Raw genomic sequence first — 15718 nt, 5'->3', positions numbered from 1 at the left:
CGCGAGCAAGTCCGCTCACACATTTGTTTCACTTCGAACTTGAGTCACCGTCCAGACTTCACACCCATTATTCGCAGTCTCATTCAGTTCTTAACTGATAGATCAGTTCCCTTTTCATACAGGTCGCGACTGTTCCAAAACCTGTTGGCGAAATTTGAGTGGAATATCTTCCGGGGTTCGCAAGTCAACGGTGACGCCCAGTAATTCCTCAAGCTCCACCTGAAGCCCTCCTAGATCAAACAATGTGGTGCCGGGCTTTGGATCGACCAAAAGGTCGAGATCACTGCCTTCTGTATCGGTGCCCATGGCCACCGAACCAAAAACACGAAGGTTGCCCATCTGAAATCGGCGGGCAACCGCACGGACAGCGATTCGTTGCAAATCAAGAGCAGTAGAGGGCTTCATGGTTTATCGCGACAGGATTCAATCGCGAAAGTCTAACCGTGCAGCAGATCAACAATCACCGCACCATTTGTAACCCAACCGTCACATCCCCTTGCTAGCGTCCGCCCGAAACATACTGAAACATTTAAGCAAAACGGGCCGACACATGATTGACGATACAGACGCCACCGACGCTCCTTCCCCAAAATCCGATACCCCCACCGATACCAGTCGCCGCCGTTTCCTTGGGGGTGTTGCGGTGCTTGGCGTCGGGGCGACGCTGGCGGCGTGTGGCAATACCGGCGATCAACCGGATAAACCAGCCGAGCATCCGCTGACCCCGGCCGAGCTGGACAAGGCGCTGCGTGAGCAGGTGAAAACCGTGGTGGTGATCTACGCCGAGAACCGCAGTTTCAATAATCTGTTCGGTGATTTCCCCGGCGTCGAGAAGCCGCTGTCAGCGCTGAAACCTGCCGACTATCAGCAACGCGACCGCGATGGCTCGCTGTTGCAAACCCTGCCGCCGGTCTGGGGCGGCACCTTGCAGATCGGCCCGCAAACCCTGGATGGCGTGACGTACCCCAACGCCACGCAGTTTCAGGAAAACCTGCCCAACGCGCCATTCGCCCTCAAAGGCCCGAATGGCGAAGACCTGCCCTTTGGCCTGGTCACCCGTGATTTGTGGCACGTGTTTTATCAGAACCAGATGCAGATCAACGGCGGCAAGAATGACGGTTTCGTCGCGTGGGCCGACTCCGGTGGTTTGACCATGGGGCACTACGCACAGAGCCGTTATGCCCTGCGCCTGTGGGACGTCGCGCAAGAGTTCGTGCTGTGCGATAACTTTTTCCAGGGTGCTTTCGGTGGCTCGTTCCTTAACCATCAGTACCTGATCAGCGCCACCGCACCGTTCTATCCGGACGTCGGCAATTCTGTGGCCAAGTCGCAGATCGCTGCGCTGCAAAGCGCTGATCCAAACGACCCGCGCCTCAAACCGCTGGACGCATCGCCCGCCAGCGCCATGACTGGCCCGCCTCAATTCGGCCCGAGTGCGCTGACGCCGGATGGTTATGGCGTTAACACACTGGCCCCGCCCCACTGGCCGACATGGATTCGCGACCCTGAGCGCCCGGCGTATTCGAAAGCCGATCTGCCCAATGTGATGGTGCCGCAGACCCACGAGCACATCGGCGACAAGCTGTCGAAAAAGAACGTCGATTGGGCTTGGTACGCCGGCGCGTGGCAGGCGACGCTGGATCAGTTCAAGGATTCCGGCGGCATCCCGAAGATTCCCAACTTTCAGTATCACCATCAGCCGTTCAACTACTTCAAACAACAAGGCCCGGACAATCCCGCAGAGCGCACTAAACGTCTGCGCGACGCCGGGTTGGGCGATGAGTCGAGTACTAACAAATTCTTCGCCGACGCCGAGGCCGGCAAATTGCCCGCCGTGAGTTTCTACAAACCTCAGGGCAACCTGAACATGCACGCCGGTTATGCCGACGTCGCGTCCGGGGATCGACACATCGTCCGCGCGTTGAAAGTGCTGCGCGAAAGTCCGCAGTGGAAAAACATGGTGGTGGTCGTGACCGTCGATGAAAACGGCGGCTGGTGGGATCACGTTGCGCCGCCCAAGGGCGATCGCTGGGGCCCGGGCTCGCGTGTACCGGCTCTGGTGGTGTCGCCGTTTGCGCGCAAAGGCACAGTCGATCACACGGTTTACGACACGGCGTCGATCCTGCGCTTGATCACCCGCGTGTTCCAGTTGGAGAAGCTCGACGGCCTCAAGCAGCGCGATGACGCGATGACTGCGCGCGGGCAACAACCCATGGGCGATCTGAGCAACGCCCTGCACTTTCCGGCCTGATTAAACCGCCTGCGACTTGCGCAAAAAAACCGTGTTGCCCGACTTCTCCGGGCATCACGGCTGATCCACTATGAGGCGCCCCCGAACGAGGGGGAGTCACGCTGAAAAGGATCTGAGCATGTTGAAAATCGCAGGACTGACCCTCGCCGCGCTCACACTGAGCGCCGCCGCCCACGCCGATGTCGACCTGAAACTCGGCAGCAGCGAACGCGTTACCCGTCTCTTCGCCTACCCCAACAACTGCAGCGTCATCTGCTTTCGCAACTGGACGCTGGAGCAGACCGTCGCCCACTACCTGAACCAGAGCGTACAACGCGACGGTTACGCCAATGCGAAGGTGTTGGTGAAGACTGATAACGGTCAGCTCTACGCCGAGATAACCGGCGTGCCGAAGGGCTACGGCAAACCGTTGTCGGCGCTGCTCGATGCCGGCGATCTGGCTTACAAAGGCGCCAGCCAACTCAACGCCGACGGCAAATGGGCGTACAGCTGGTATCTGTTCCTGCCGCTGGGCATGGCCCTGGAAAACCGTAAAAGCATCGAACTGCTGCACTTCCCGCCGGATTATTCGCTGACCCAGGCGCAGGATTACCTGCGCTCGAACACCACCGATCGCTGGGCAACGTTGCTGACCGCCAACGGTATTCCTGCGGCGCAAACACCGGCGTTTCAAACCATCATCGACATCGCCCCGATCGCCGCGCCCGCCAGCGCCGGCAGTGATCTGGAAGGCGTCTACGGTTACTTCAAGGACTACCAGACCACGCTGGTCAAACAGTTCAGCCAGAGCGCCAGCGGTAGCGTGCTGCCGATGGTCGCTTTCGGGGCGCCGGTGCGAAACTGGATCAAACACCAATACGGGCCGACTGTGGGCGTGCTGGGCCTCGCCACCATCACGCCGAGCAAGGGGGTGAACGTGCCGGTATTGGGCTCCAATCACCCGAGTTACATCTGGTACGCCGCCGACCCGAAAAGCTACACCGGTGATGACGCACAAGCCAAAGCCGATGCCGCCGGCCTGAAAGTGATGGGACAGGATCTGAGCGCCGCTTGCTGGCAGGCCGGGATGGGCAGCAAACCGGGTAGCGACCCGAAGCCCCTGCTCAACAGCTGCACACAAACCTGGCAGGTGACGCAGAAGGTCAAAACCTGCGAGCTGTTCTACACCTCGATTCGCAATCTGAGCGCAGAACAAGCCGCCGCGAAATGCACCACCACGCCGATCAGGGCTGAACTGCAGAAACTGCAGGCACCGCTGCCTGCCGCAGCCGTCCCGGCCCCACATCTGTAGGGTTATTTGCGCGTCAGTTTTGGCTGACGCGCAAAAGCGCCAATCGCGCCTGTCAGATCTGACAGTAGACCGGTTTTGTCATATATCGCAGGATTGGATCCATAAATCGTGTTGCAGGACTGACAGGACGTCAGCCTACGGAAGTCGCAGCACCCGTTGGACAAGGATTGTTATGAACAGTCATGCCGTTCCCACCCGTCATGCGGGTGATACGCCGGGCATTTATCCGTTTGCCGGCCTCCCCGTGCGTCTCGGGTTTCCAGCCAGCGATGACTTCGAAATCATTCACGATGACGATGGCACCGATGCCGTGATCGCACATCGGGAGTTTCTGCGCATCACCCGCATGTGTCGCGTATCGGGACAAGTGTTGCCCTATCGATGTCGGCAGACCCGGCAACTGCAAACCGGCCTGCATCTTTACGACCCACGCTTCTGCGGATTGCTGGAACATTCCTGCAACCCCAACGTGTTTCTCGACATGAGCGAATTGTGGCTGTGGGCGCTGAAAGATATCCACAGGGGCGAACGGCTGACCATGGATTTCGCGGCCACTGAAGACAAACTCTTGCGCCAGTTCGCTTGCCATTGCGGATCGTCGCAATGTCGTGGGTGGATCACCGGTTACGACGAACCACCCAACCGCGAAGGCCAACAGTTTTTACAGCGCTGGCGCCACGCGGGCCTGCGCTGAAACGCTGATTACGGCGCGCCAACCGGACGCAAACGATATTGCGGCGGCAACTGCTCGAAACCACTGATGGTGGTGTTGAGACTTTTCCAGCGGCCATCCTTGATGCCATAGATGCAGCCATGGATCGACAGGCTCTGCCCACGATGCCAGGCGTTCTGGATGATGCTGGTGTGCGCGACGTTGGCCACTTGCTGGATCACGTTGAGTTCGCACAGGCGATCGACCTGTTCTTCTTCGGTCGGCAACTTGGCCAGTTCTTCGCGTTTTTCGTAGTACAGATCGCGAATCGAACGCAGCCAGCCGTCGATCAGGCCGAACTGGCGATCCTGCATCGAGGCGCGCACACCGCCGCAACCATAGTGACCGGTAACGAGAATGTGCTTAACCTTGAGCACATCAACCGCGTACTGAATCACCGACAGGCAATTGAGGTCGGTGTGCAGCACCACGTTGGCGACGTTGCGGTGAACGAACAGATCGCCCGGCAACATGCCGACGATTTCGTTGGCCGGTACGCGCGCGTCGGAACAGCCGATCCACAGATACTCCGGCGTTTGCTGGCGGGCCAGTTTGGCGAAGAAATCCGGGTCTTCCTTGGTGATCGCGTCAGCCCAACGCTCGTTGTTATCAATCAGGTCTTGTAAGTCATGCATGCTGTAAGGCCTCAAGAAAGATGCGCTGGTATGACAGTCGACCGCCCGTCGGGGTCACGCTTGAGCCGAAAGTGATTTCGTTGGAATTCTCGTGTGCCCGGTGAGTCCACCTTAGTAAGGCCCACAGTATGAGGAATTGCCATGACTGATTCACGACGCCCTTACGATGCGGTACAGCCGGAGCCCATCGATGATAACGAAGACCGCATGGGTTCGGTGCATGAGCTGGATTTCGATGAAGACGAGCCCAGCGCGAAGATCGGTGATGAGATTCCCGAGCGTGAACGCGAGCAGTTGATGCCCAATGAACGCGTGCGTGAAGCCGGGATGACTGGCGCCTCGGTTGCCGACCATGAGCCGACCGACGATGACATGAGCCCGGAAACGCTGATTCATGAAGACGGTGCGCGGGATGCCGAAGAGGCCGGGGAAGGCAATCAGGCGGATTGGGATTTGAGCATTGTCGATGAGGATGACATCGGCGGTGGAAATGGGCTGGATGAGGCGGAACTGGCACGGCGTGATCCGATGGATGGCAAGCGCTGACAGACCCGATCCCCTGTAGGAGCTGCCGAAGGCTGCGATCTTTTGATCTTGTTCCGGATCATGCAAAAAAGATCAAAAGATCGCAGCCTTCGGCAGCTCCTACAGGGGGATGTTGTATCCGCAGGAGCAGAATGAGTCAGGGGGTCAGTCAACCAAAGTGCAGGCCATGACCACCGCATCTTCACGCCCGCCCACCGCCGGATAATAATCCCGACGCCGGCCAATCTCGTTAAAGCCATAACGCTCATACAACCGGAACGCCGCCGTATTACTGTCGCGCACTTCGAGAAAACACTCCCGAGCCTCAGCCGCATACGCACGCGACATCAAATGCTCCAGCAATGTCAGCCCCAACCCTCGCCCCTGACTCTCCGGTTTCACGGTGATATTGAGTAGATGCGCCTCATCGAGAATGATCTGCACCACACCATGCCCAACCTGTTGCTCACCTTCGAACATCAGCCAGATCTGGTATTTGCCCAAGCCGTCGAGAAAAATCCCGCGCGTCCACGGATGGCTGTACGCGGCGAATTCAATCTTCAGCACAGCGTCCAGATCCGCCTCGATCATCGGGCGGAACGATACAGCGTCACTCATTCGATTCTTTCCAGCGCGCCATCAGCCGACGCATGGCTTGCCACACAGCGGCTTTGCGCTGTGGCTCTTCCATTAACAATTCCAGACCGGGAATGGCCCAGGCTGAGCCCAGACCTTCGATCTGCAATTCACGATTGAATGCTTCAGCGTCCGCCTCACCGGCAAAACGCACCGCCGGCAGGCCGATCAGCCACAGGCATGCGCAGGGTGCGGATTCCATTTGTACCGAAAGGAAACCCTGCACAAAGTCGCGCGCCGCATCCGGGCCCTGATCCATGGTGCCGCGATTGAGCCACGGCCAACGCACTGGCTCGCCGACAATTTGCGGCGCATCCGGCAGACCGGCGGCACGCAGCATGTCTTTGAGCAATAAATAAGCAGGGTCACGGCTCTGGAACGGTTCGCCTGTGGGTAACTCGACAAGCAGCAGGCAACGTCCGGCCCGCAATAATTGTAGGGCGAAACGCGGCGGCGGCACGGGTGCAGGCTTGGCGACGACTGGCGTGTCGTCGGCCTCCTCCACCGGTTTGGCGTTGGTTCGCGTGCTCGCCAGCGACGGGCGCGGCACTTCGATCTTCGGCCGTTCGCTCGGGCGCGCAACAGGCTGCACCGGCGCTTCGGCCTGAGGCGCGGGCACCGGCGGCGCTTCTACCTCGGGCTCGGGCATGTCCAGCAGCTCGGGGCGCGAGGGCGCGGCGAAAGGCAATTCGGTGCGCGGCAGCCAATTGACCACCTGCATGGCGTTCAAATAGGCGCGGCGGCGGGACTCGATAAGCAAAGGGTCGGCCACTTGTGGATAACTGAAGTGGGCTGATTCTACCGCCCTTCGCCCAAGATCGCCCGTTGTTGATCAATCACTTGACCGAAAGAAAAACAACAGCCTGTCCCTGGATTGAATCGTATCGGCTGCGATGCAGTACAATCGCCGCTTTTCATTGCCAACCAGCCGGGCATTCCGATGATCGAACCCAAGCGCGTCTTGCGCGCCCTCGCTGAACACTGGGCGCTTCTGGAGCCTTTGTGTGAGCACTTCGACCAAGGCACATTGAGCCTCAACGAACTGCGCACGCAACTGGCCGCCCAACAACTGGACAGCACGCCGCAGGACATTACCAGCCTGCTCGACGTGTGGATTCGCCTCGATATTCTGGTACCGGTGGCGAAAAGCCCGAACCGGTTCGAGCTCAATGCGCAGATTCACGACTTCCTCGCTTACCTGCGTCGTGAACACCGTCTGGGCCTGTGCCTGGAAATCGAAGCCTATTTGCGTCACCTCGAACGCCTGGCCGGTTACATTCAGGATGCGTTCGACGTTCGCGACGGTCACGACCTCGCCCGTCAGTTGCGTTTGCTCGACATGCGCGTGCGCGATGTTCTGAAGAAACTCGACAACGACGAACAAGCGCTGGTGGCGGTGGCAGAACGCGCCAAGACCAGTGACCGGCAGATTCCGCTGCGTCAGCGTTACGCCGAAGTACTGGCGACGTGGGACGAATACGTCGAGCCGATGATCGATCTGGTGAACGCCGACGGCGCCTTCGAACAAGGCGTGCGCAAGGTCGAAACCGTGCTGCTGAAAATGCTCAGCGAGCAACAGCGCCTCGGCCATCTGGTTGACGATGACATGCTGCTGCGCACCCACGCGCGCATCCTCGAAATGCAGACCAGCGCGCAATTGACTCTGCGGCATGCTCGCGAACTGTTGCTGCCGCTGCGTGAAGAAGCCCGCCGGCACAACGCCGTGACCCGTGGCGCCGCGCTCGCACTGGCGGCGATCCGCCGTAAAGGCATCGACGCCGTGCCGCAAGCCGCGATGCCGATGTTCACTCGCCCACAAAGCACCTTCCTCGGCAGCGCCAGTCAGGTCGAAGCCTACGTGTACGCGTTGGCGCGTTTCGAACCGAAACCGGCACGCTTCCCGAAAGCGCACAAAACCCAGAAAGGCGAAGCGCCACGCGCACCACGCACCGTGCGCGAGATGGTCGACCGTTGCGAAGAATCCCTGCCAATGCCGGATCTGATGACCTGGCTGCTCGAGCAGGAACCGGACGGCGCCACCGACGAATTGCTCTATTGGTTCTCGCGCCTGTCGCGGGAAAAACGCTTCACCCGCGAGCGTCTGGAACGCCGCGACTACCACACTCATGAGCACCAGGTCAGCCTGCGCTCCTTCGCCCTGCTCTCGGCCCGCGACAGTGCCGCCGAGGATTCTGCGAGCATCCCCAATGCATCTTGATCTCTCCGAACTGTCCCAACTGGCACCGATCTTCCGCGAGCTGTTCAAGGGTTACCACGTCAGCCGCCGCGACCCGGAACTGTACGCGCAACTGTCGAACTTCCAGGATCAATACCGCACGCTGTTTAAGGCGCTGGGTTTTGAACTGGTCTGCGACACCCGTGGTTTCTACTACTTTGTGCCGGACATGGCCGCTGCGGCGGTGAACAAGACGGCGCAGCGTCTGGCGCTGTTCACCTTCATCCTCGTCGAGCATCTGGCCGATCAGGGCCGCGACCCGATCGCCGTGCTCGATGGCGGTAGCCTCGGTCGTGAAGAACTGCCGTCGCTGCTGGAGAAATACCGCGACCTGTTTATTCAAGCCGAAGTGCAGACCGTCGAAGAGCTCGAAGAAAAGATCATGCGCCGCATGACTCAACTCGGTTTCGCCGGTGAAGAAAACGGTGTGTACCGCTTCCTGCCACCGATGCACCGTTTCCTCGACGTGTGCCTGTCGGTGCAGCAAGACCGCGATCTGGCGGCCAGCGTGCACAGCGTATTGCCACTGCCAGCGCCGGTGCTGATCGACGAAGCGGCGGAAGCCAAATTCCTCGAAACCGACGATCCGCTCGATCTCAGCGAATTTGATGAAGAGAGCGAAGAAGACGCACTGGCCCGCGCCATTGCCGAAGAACAGGAGTCCGACGCATGAGCCAGGAACGCTACGGCATCCGCCGCTTTGCCCTTTTGAACACCGCCGGTTACAGCCTCGGCCTGTTCCCGCTGGAAGAACCGCTGTCGGTTTACGGCGCGAACAACCTCGGTAAATCGGCGTCGATCAACGCCTTGCAGTTCCCGATTCTGGCGCGCATGTCGGACATGAGTTTCGGCAAGTACAGCCTCGAACAATCGCGGCGCTTCTACTTCGCTTCCGACACCAGCTACATCCTTGTCGAAGTGAATCTGCCACACGGCCCGCACGTGATCGGCGTGGTCGGTCGTGGCCCGGGCGGTGGTTTCGGTCACCAGTTCTTCGCCTACGCCGGCAAGCTCGATCTGGCGCATTACCAAAAGAACGACACCTGCCTGCGCCAAAAAGAGCTGTTCAACAACCTTGAGAAAGAAGGCCTGAAAGCCTACGAACTCAAGCCGGATGAGCTGCGTCGTTTGCTGGTGGGCGGTCACACGTCTATTCCTTTGGATCTGACCCTGATCCCGCTGCGCTCCACCAGCGAGCAAAGCCTGAAGACTTTCCGCGCGCTGTTCATCAACCTGCTACACATGCGCGAAATCACTGCGGCCAAGTTGAAGCAGTTGTTCCTCGATGCCTTCGAACACAGCCTGCGTTCGGGCAGTGTCGATTACATCGCCGCGTGCGAAGAAGCCTTCCGAGACGTGCGTCGTATGGAACAGGACTACAACTCGCTGGTCGCTGCCGGCCCGTTGGTTGAAGCCTTGGCCAACGGCGTGAAACAGCGCGACGTGCTGCGCGGCAAGCTGCATCGGCTGTCGCCGCTGCTCGATTCGTTGCTCGGTACTTGGTCGGATTACGCCAGTGCGCGCAAGGAAGAGCTGACCATTCAGGCCGACCACTACCGTGGCGAGCAGGACAGTCTGCAAAACAATCAGCGCGGCGGTACCCAGGAGCTGATGCGTCTGGAGCGGGAAATTTCCGGCATCCAGCGCTGGCTCGGCGAGCTGTCGGTACTGAAGAATCGCTTTGCTTTGGTCGATGATGTGAAAGTGCTGGAGCAACAATTGCTCGCGGCCAAAGACGCCCACGACGAACTCGCCGGCGCCTTGGCGCAATCGCGTCAGTTCAGTGCAGAAGATCTCGAAGAACGCCTGCGCGATCTGGAAAAACGCCTGAAGTCGGTTAAGCAGCAACTCGATCACGCCGACAACAACAGCTACGCACGTCTGCGCGAAGAGTTTTCGCAGCAGGACGTCGAGCGCCTGATGCGTTTGTTCAACAGCGCGCTGTTCAGCCTGCCATTGGGCGAACACGGCATCGCCCTCGACGAAGATGGCCAGTGGGTCAAATCGATGGAGCTGATCCTCGATGGCTTCAAAGGCGAGCGTTTCGAAGTGCCGGGCCTGTCGATCGATATCTCCAATATCGAGCCGCCGGCCCTGCAAGCGCTGGCTGACCGTGCCGCGTTGCGCGATCAGAAAGAGCGTCTGGAGAAAGAACTCAAGCAACTGAAAACCCAGCAAGCGGTGGCCGCTGACCGCTCGGCGAGCAAGACCCAGACCGAAGCGCTGTACCAGCAAGTGCTGGACGCGCAAAAGGCGCTGGAAGATTTCCGTCGCACGCAAACGTTGAGCGCTGAAGAGGGCGACAAGCTCGAGCAACTGGCGCAGATGGAAGGCGCGCAGGACGAACTCAAGCGTTCCAGCGATGCCTTCACCGAGCGCGTCCAGCAACTGTCGGCCAAGCTGCAACTGGTCGGCCGCCAGATCGCCGATATGGAAGCCAAGCAACGCACGCTCGACGATGCGCTGCGCCGTCGTCAGTTGCTGCCGGCGGATCTGCCGTTCGGTACGCCGTTCATGGATCCGGTCGACGATTCGATGGACAACCTGCTGCCGCTGCTCAACGACTACCAGGACAGCTGGCAAGGCTTGCTCCGCGCTGACGGTCAGATCGAAGCGCTGTACGCGCAAGTGCGCCTCAAAGGTGTGGCCAAGTTCGACAGCGAAGACGACATGGAGCGCCGTCTGTCGCTGCTGATCAACGCTTACGCGCACCGTACCGATGAAGCGCTGACGCTGGGCAAGGCCCGTCGTGCGGCGGTCACCGATATCGCCCGCACGTTGCGCAACATTCGCAGCGACTACGACAGCCTTGAGCATCAACTGGCGCTGTTCAACCGCGAGATCAACAAACGTCAGGTCTCCAACCTGCAGAGCTTCCGCATCGTTCTCGCGCCGAACAAGGAAGCGCTCAAGCACATCGATCAGATCATCCACAGCGCCGGTCAGTACGAAGAAGGCGAAACCCTGTCGGTGTTCGATCTCAGCCAAAGCGCCGAGCAGGACAACAAGAACGAAGAGGCCAAGGAATACCTCGCGCGGTTGGTGGCGGCAAACCACAACCAGCTCGGTCTCAAGGACTTGTTCGAACTCGCGTTCGAAATCACCAAGGTCAACGGCCAGCCGGTGATCCACACCGACATCGACGGCGCGGCGTCCAATGGCACGACCATGACCATCAAGGCGCTGACCAACATGTACTTGTTGCTGCACTTGATGGATCGCGATCAGGCCGGGCGCGTGCGTCTGCCGTACTACCTCGACGAGGCGGCGGATATCGATGAGAAGAACCAGGCCGCACTGCTGGAAACCAGCCTGCAATTGGGCTTCGTACCGATTCTGGCGAGCGTGAAGCCGCAGGTCTGCGCGAGTGTCGCGATCGACCTGGAAGGCGGCAGCGGCCCGGCGGGGATCTACATTGATGAGGCGGACTGGAAGTACATCCGTCGCCATGATGTGGTGAAGGCCACGGTGAATGTTGAAGCGGATGAACCGGAGATGGATGCGGTTTGATCGGCGTTAACTGAAGATAAAAAAAGGGCCGCGATCTGATGGGATCGCGGCCCTTTTTTATGGCTTGGGGTTTGTGCTGATTTTGCGGGCCCTATCGCGAGCAGGCTCACTCCTACAGTTGGAATTCGTTCCCCTGTAGGAGTGAGCCTGCTCGCGATGGCCCCACTTCAAACACCGCAGAATTTATTTACCGAGCGAAATCTTCGGCGCCCACGTCAGCCACTCATCCTCAAACTTGTCGAACAACGGGAACGTCTGCTCCGCCCGAGCCTGACCGCCCATCCGCTCACCCTCCGGCGTAGCGAATGCGATGCCGCCCTGAATCGCTGTCTCCAGCGATTCGGTGCGCACCGTCAGCCCGTTGAACAAACCGATATCAAACCCGACACCGCTGGTGTTCCAGAAGCGGCTGCCGCTGCGTACGAGCGGCGCGTATTTCGGCTCGATCAGAATGTGTACCAATACGCGATCAGCGGTCTGGCCCAGTTCATAACCGGTGACTTTACCCACGGTAATTTCACGGTAAGTCACCGGCACACCCGGCTTCAATGATCCACGGCGAGCAGCGCTCAAGACCAGACTCAGACCCGCCTCTTGTTTGGTGACTTCCGGCGCATTGGCCAGCGCGACAAAGTTCTTCTGCGGGCCAAGGTTCTTCGCCGCCGGCTGCACTTCGATGTACTTGCCGGTCACCAGGGTTTCCAGATTCTCTGTCTTGATCAGGCCGAGCTCAGGCTTGACCACCCAGAACTGACTGCCAACCCGGGCAATCTTCTCCGGCACTTCCGTGATGCGCGCGGTGAGGATGACCGATTGCAAGTCGTCAGTCAGATCAACGCTTTCAATCTTGCCGACATCCAGCCCTTTGAAACGAACCGGCGTGCCGCTGCTGAGACCGTCGGCGTGATCGACTTTGATCGTTACTACGCTGCCTTTTTTACTGGCGTCGTCATGATTGGCAAACAGACGGAAACGCGGAATGCGTTTCTGCAGCGGCGCCTTGGCCTGCGGTGTTTCGAAGGCGATGCCGCCGGCCATCAGGGTTTGCAGGGATTCACTCTTGACCTGAATGCCGCCGGTCAACCCACCAGTCAACGTCACACCGCTGACGTTCCAGAACCGCGTCGAAGCGTTGACCAGGTTTTCGTATTCCTTCTCGATGTGCACGCCGACGATGATCTGTTTGCGCGTCTTGGAGAATTGGTAGCTCTGTACCGAACCGACCTTGACCTGCTTGTACAAGATCGGACTGCCGACATCGATTGAACCCAGCGTGTCGGTAAACAGCACCAGGTGCAGACCCGGCGAACGCAGATCCAGCGGTGGCGCTTTCGGACGTGCTTCGAACTCACGTTTCGGGGCGGCACCTTTGTCACCCGGACGCACGGCGATGTAGTTACCTTTCACCAGCGCTTCGAGACCCGTGATGCCGGCCAGCGAGATCGACGGTTTGACCACCCAGAACTGAGTGCCCTCCACCAGATAATCTTCGGCCAACGGATCGAGGGTCAGCTCGGCGGTGGCGCTGTTCAGATCGGCATCGACTTTCAATGCTTTCAGGTTGCCGACCTGAATGCCTTTGTACATCACTGGCGTACGGCCAGCCTGCAGGCCTTCGAAGTCGCTGAGTTTGACCTTCACACGAATACCGGCAGCGGCAGCGTCGAAGTCCTCGTAGAGACGGAATGGCAGGCTCGGATCGGTTGGCGGACTGTCCTTGCGATTCTCTGGCGTGGCGAAGGCGATACCGCCGGCGACGATGCTGGCCAGCGATTCGCTGCGCACTTTTACCCCAGACAGGTTGGCGTCGATGCTGATGCCGCTGGCGTTCCAGAAACGTGTGTGTTTGCGCACCAGTTTGGCGTAGGTCGGTTCGATGAACACTTTGAGCTCAACGGTGCTTTGGTCTTCCGACAGCACATAACTTTTGACCTGACCGACTTTGATCTGCTTGTAGAACACCGGGCTGCCACGGCTCAGCGAACCGAGACGATCAGCCTTGATGGTCAAATGCAGCCCGGGTTTGGCGTCGGACAGCGGCGGCTCTTCGGCCAGCGCCTTGAACTTGCGCGCGGGCTCGCCTTCGCCGGGACTGATAGCGACGTAGTTACCTGAGACCAACGTCTCCAGACCAGTGATGCCGGCCAGAGTTACGCTCGGTTTGACCAGCCAGAAACGCGTGCTGGTTTTGAGGTATTGCTCGACGTCCTTGTTCATCTCCACGGTGGCGATGACGCCTTTGGAGTTGCCCTCGTCGTCGAGCTTCAGCGTTTTGACCTTACCGACCGACATGCCCTTGTACATGATCTCGGTCTTGTTGGCCTGGATGCCTTCGCCGCTTTCAAAGCGAATCTGGATCTCGATGCCGGTTTCGGAATAGGCACGCCAGCCGAGCCAGCCACCGATGATCAACGCGATCAGAGGCAGTACCCAAATGGCAGACCAGTTCGAGGCCGGTCGGGTTTTCGCTACGGGCAAATCAGTCATGGTCGTCGTCCGACTCCGTGTTATCCCAAATCAGTCGGGGATCAAAAGTTACTGCAGCAAGCATCGTCAGAATCACCACACTGGCGAAGGCGATGGCGCCAAGATTGGCTTCGACACTGGCTAAGCGGCCGAAATTGACGACCGCCACCAGAATGGCGATCACAAAAATATCGAGCATCGACCAGCGGCCAATGAACTCGATAAAACGGTACATCCAGATGCGCTGCCGAGCCGACAGCGGTTGTTTTCGTTGCACTGAAAACAGCAGCAGTGCGATGCCCACCAGTTTAAAAGTCGGCACCAGAATACTGGCGATGAACACTACGGCAGCAATCGGAATCATGCCGTGCTGCACCAACTGGATCACGCCGGACATGATCGTGCTTGGGTCACCTTGACCCAAAGAACTGACAGTCATGATCGGCAATACGTTGGCCGGTATATAGATAATCGCCGCCGTGATCAGCAGGGCCCAAGTACGGGTGAGGCTGTTCGGCCGGCGCGCGTGAACCAATGCACCACAGCGGGAGCAGGTTTGCTCATCGTTGTCCGCTTCCTGCCGGTTCAACTCATGGCATTCGGTGCACGTCAGAATGCCTGCATCAATCGCCCGCATGAGCATCTTCCCCTGATAACGCCTGCCAGATCTGGTGCGGCGACATCCCCACTTCCAGCCAGACCTGAACCAGCAACAAGCCGATAAAACACGCCAGGCCAAGGCCGACGGTGATGGCGGCCATGTCCGCCAGTTTGACGATCGCCACCAGTACGCCCATGAGGTAAACCTCGAGCATCCCCCAGTCTTTGAGGTGGTGGTAAATGCGGTAGAGCAACAAGCCATAGCTGCGACCGATATCGAAACGGATCGTCAGCAGCACAAACAATTGGCACAGCAACTTGAGCAGCGGAATGGCCATGCTGCACAGGAACACAACAATCGATACGCCTTGCATGCCGGTATTGAAGAGACCGAGCACGCCACTCCAGACCGTATCATCCGAAGACTGCCCGAGTAGATTGAGCTGCATGATCGGCAAAAAGTTCGCTGGTATGTACAGCAGCAGTGCCGCAATCACCAGGGCAAGGCTGCGCTGCACCACGTTATGGCGGTGGGCGTACAACTCGTATCCGCAGCGGGGGCAGAGGGCTTTCTCGCCGTGGGCAAGTGTTGGCTTGCGCATCAGCAGGTCGCACTCGTGACAGGCCACCAAGTCTTCCAGCGGTAGATCTGACAGCCCGGGGGCGTCAACCGACTCTGACATAAAGGCTCTGGCTCCAAAAAAGGTGGGGCTATTCTAGTGTTCTGGTTCGAAAATAACTGTGCAAATTTGTTCGATGAACCGTGCAAAAACTTTCCTGCGGGCAAAACAAAACCCCAACTGCTTTCGCAATTGGGGTTTCGGAATTTAATCTTGACGATGACCTACTCTCACAT

At 59.0% G+C, this 15718-nt stretch carries 14 protein-coding genes; 7 read left to right on the top strand and 7 right to left on the bottom strand.

From position 1 onward, the window contains the following. Positions 1-114 precede the first annotated feature (114 nt). The gene (locus ACIP66_RS22110; protein ID WP_282358664.1) at positions 115-405 is read right to left on the bottom strand and encodes a nucleotidyltransferase family protein; all 291 of its coding nucleotides are present in this window, start codon (positions 403-405) and stop codon (positions 115-117) included. Positions 406-550: 145 nt separating this feature from the next. Between ACIP66_RS22110 and ACIP66_RS22105 the strand changes: the two genes are divergently transcribed. The 3 genes from ACIP66_RS22105 to ACIP66_RS22095 all read left to right on the top strand — a co-directional run bounded on the left by ACIP66_RS22105 (position 551) and on the right by ACIP66_RS22095 (position 4236). Further along, positions 551-2251, top strand: coding sequence for an acid phosphatase (locus ACIP66_RS22105; protein ID WP_400650852.1), 1701 nt, complete (start codon positions 551-553; stop codon positions 2249-2251). 118 nt (positions 2252-2369) lie between these two features. Beyond that, positions 2370-3542: a hypothetical protein gene (locus tag ACIP66_RS22100; RefSeq protein ID WP_400650849.1), complete on the top strand. Its 1173-nt coding sequence runs from the start codon at positions 2370-2372 to the stop codon at positions 3540-3542. Between the two features lie 172 nt (positions 3543-3714). After that, entirely contained in the window at positions 3715-4236 is a 522-nt protein-coding gene (locus ACIP66_RS22095) for a lysine methyltransferase (RefSeq protein WP_400650847.1), read from the top strand. 8 nt (positions 4237-4244) lie between these two features. Here the strand turns inward: ACIP66_RS22095 and can are convergent, their stop codons facing one another. Next, a complete protein-coding gene (gene can / locus ACIP66_RS22090; protein WP_007951756.1) occupies positions 4245-4889 on the bottom strand; it encodes a carbonate dehydratase in 645 nt (214 codons plus the stop codon). A 141-nt stretch (positions 4890-5030) separates the two neighbouring features. On the opposite strand from can, the gene ACIP66_RS22085 reads away from it, so the two are divergent. Beyond that, a complete protein-coding gene (locus ACIP66_RS22085; RefSeq protein WP_053123832.1) occupies positions 5031-5435 on the top strand; it encodes a hypothetical protein in 405 nt (134 codons plus the stop codon). 144 nt (positions 5436-5579) lie between these two features. Here ACIP66_RS22085 and rimI read toward each other — a convergent pair whose 3' ends face one another. Both rimI and ACIP66_RS22075 read right to left on the bottom strand, forming a co-directional pair. Beyond that, complete coding sequence (rimI, locus tag ACIP66_RS22080; protein ID WP_053123834.1) at positions 5580-6032, bottom strand: ribosomal protein S18-alanine N-acetyltransferase; 453 nt, start codon at positions 6030-6032, stop codon at positions 5580-5582. Next, positions 6025-6771, bottom strand: a complete 747-nt coding sequence (locus ACIP66_RS22075; RefSeq protein WP_053123836.1) for a hypothetical protein — start codon at positions 6769-6771, stop codon at positions 6025-6027. Before ACIP66_RS22075 ends, rimI begins: the two co-directional genes overlap by 8 nt. A 219-nt stretch (positions 6772-6990) precedes the next feature. Here ACIP66_RS22075 and mksB point away from each other — a divergent pair, with 219 nt between their 5' ends. Genes mksB through mksF form a run of 3 tightly spaced genes read left to right on the top strand, consistent with a single transcriptional unit; the run spans position 6991 to position 11796 of the window. Continuing rightward, positions 6991-8268 (top strand): Mks condensin complex protein MksB, encoded by a 1278-nt coding sequence (gene mksB, locus ACIP66_RS22070; RefSeq protein ID WP_172680159.1) that lies wholly within the window; start codon positions 6991-6993, stop codon positions 8266-8268. Next, entirely contained in the window at positions 8258-8959 is a 702-nt protein-coding gene (mksE, locus tag ACIP66_RS22065) for an Mks condensin complex protein MksE (protein ID WP_053123840.1), read from the top strand. The genes mksB and mksE overlap by 11 nt, the downstream gene beginning before the upstream one ends. Then, positions 8956-11796 carry an Mks condensin complex protein MksF gene (mksF, locus tag ACIP66_RS22060; RefSeq protein WP_159815605.1) on the top strand — a complete coding sequence of 947 codons (2841 nt, stop codon included), beginning with the start codon at positions 8956-8958 and terminating at the stop codon, positions 11794-11796. Before mksE ends, mksF begins: the two co-directional genes overlap by 4 nt. Positions 11797-11979: 183 nt before the next feature. Here the strand turns inward: mksF and ACIP66_RS22055 are convergent, their stop codons facing one another. The 3 genes from ACIP66_RS22055 to ACIP66_RS22045 are packed head-to-tail and all read right to left on the bottom strand — an operon-like array spanning position 11980 to position 15545. After that, on the bottom strand, positions 11980-14283 hold the full coding sequence (locus ACIP66_RS22055) for an intermembrane transport protein PqiB (RefSeq protein WP_400650842.1): 2304 nt from the start codon (positions 14281-14283) through the stop codon (positions 11980-11982). Further along, positions 14276-14899, bottom strand: a complete 624-nt coding sequence (locus tag ACIP66_RS22050; protein WP_400650840.1) for a paraquat-inducible protein A — start codon at positions 14897-14899, stop codon at positions 14276-14278. Before ACIP66_RS22050 ends, ACIP66_RS22055 begins: the two co-directional genes overlap by 8 nt. After that, complete coding sequence (locus ACIP66_RS22045) at positions 14886-15545, bottom strand: paraquat-inducible protein A (RefSeq protein ID WP_400650838.1); 660 nt, start codon at positions 15543-15545, stop codon at positions 14886-14888. The genes ACIP66_RS22050 and ACIP66_RS22045 overlap by 14 nt, the downstream gene beginning before the upstream one ends. Positions 15546-15718: the final 173 nt, after the last annotated feature.

Origin of the sequence: Pseudomonas sp. NPDC088429 (genome assembly GCF_044753305.1) — a bacterium.
GTDB lineage: Bacteria > Pseudomonadota > Gammaproteobacteria > Pseudomonadales > Pseudomonadaceae > Aquipseudomonas > Aquipseudomonas rustica.
The sequence above is the reverse complement of the archived record's forward strand: the minus strand, read 5'-3'. Positions and strand labels throughout refer to the sequence as shown.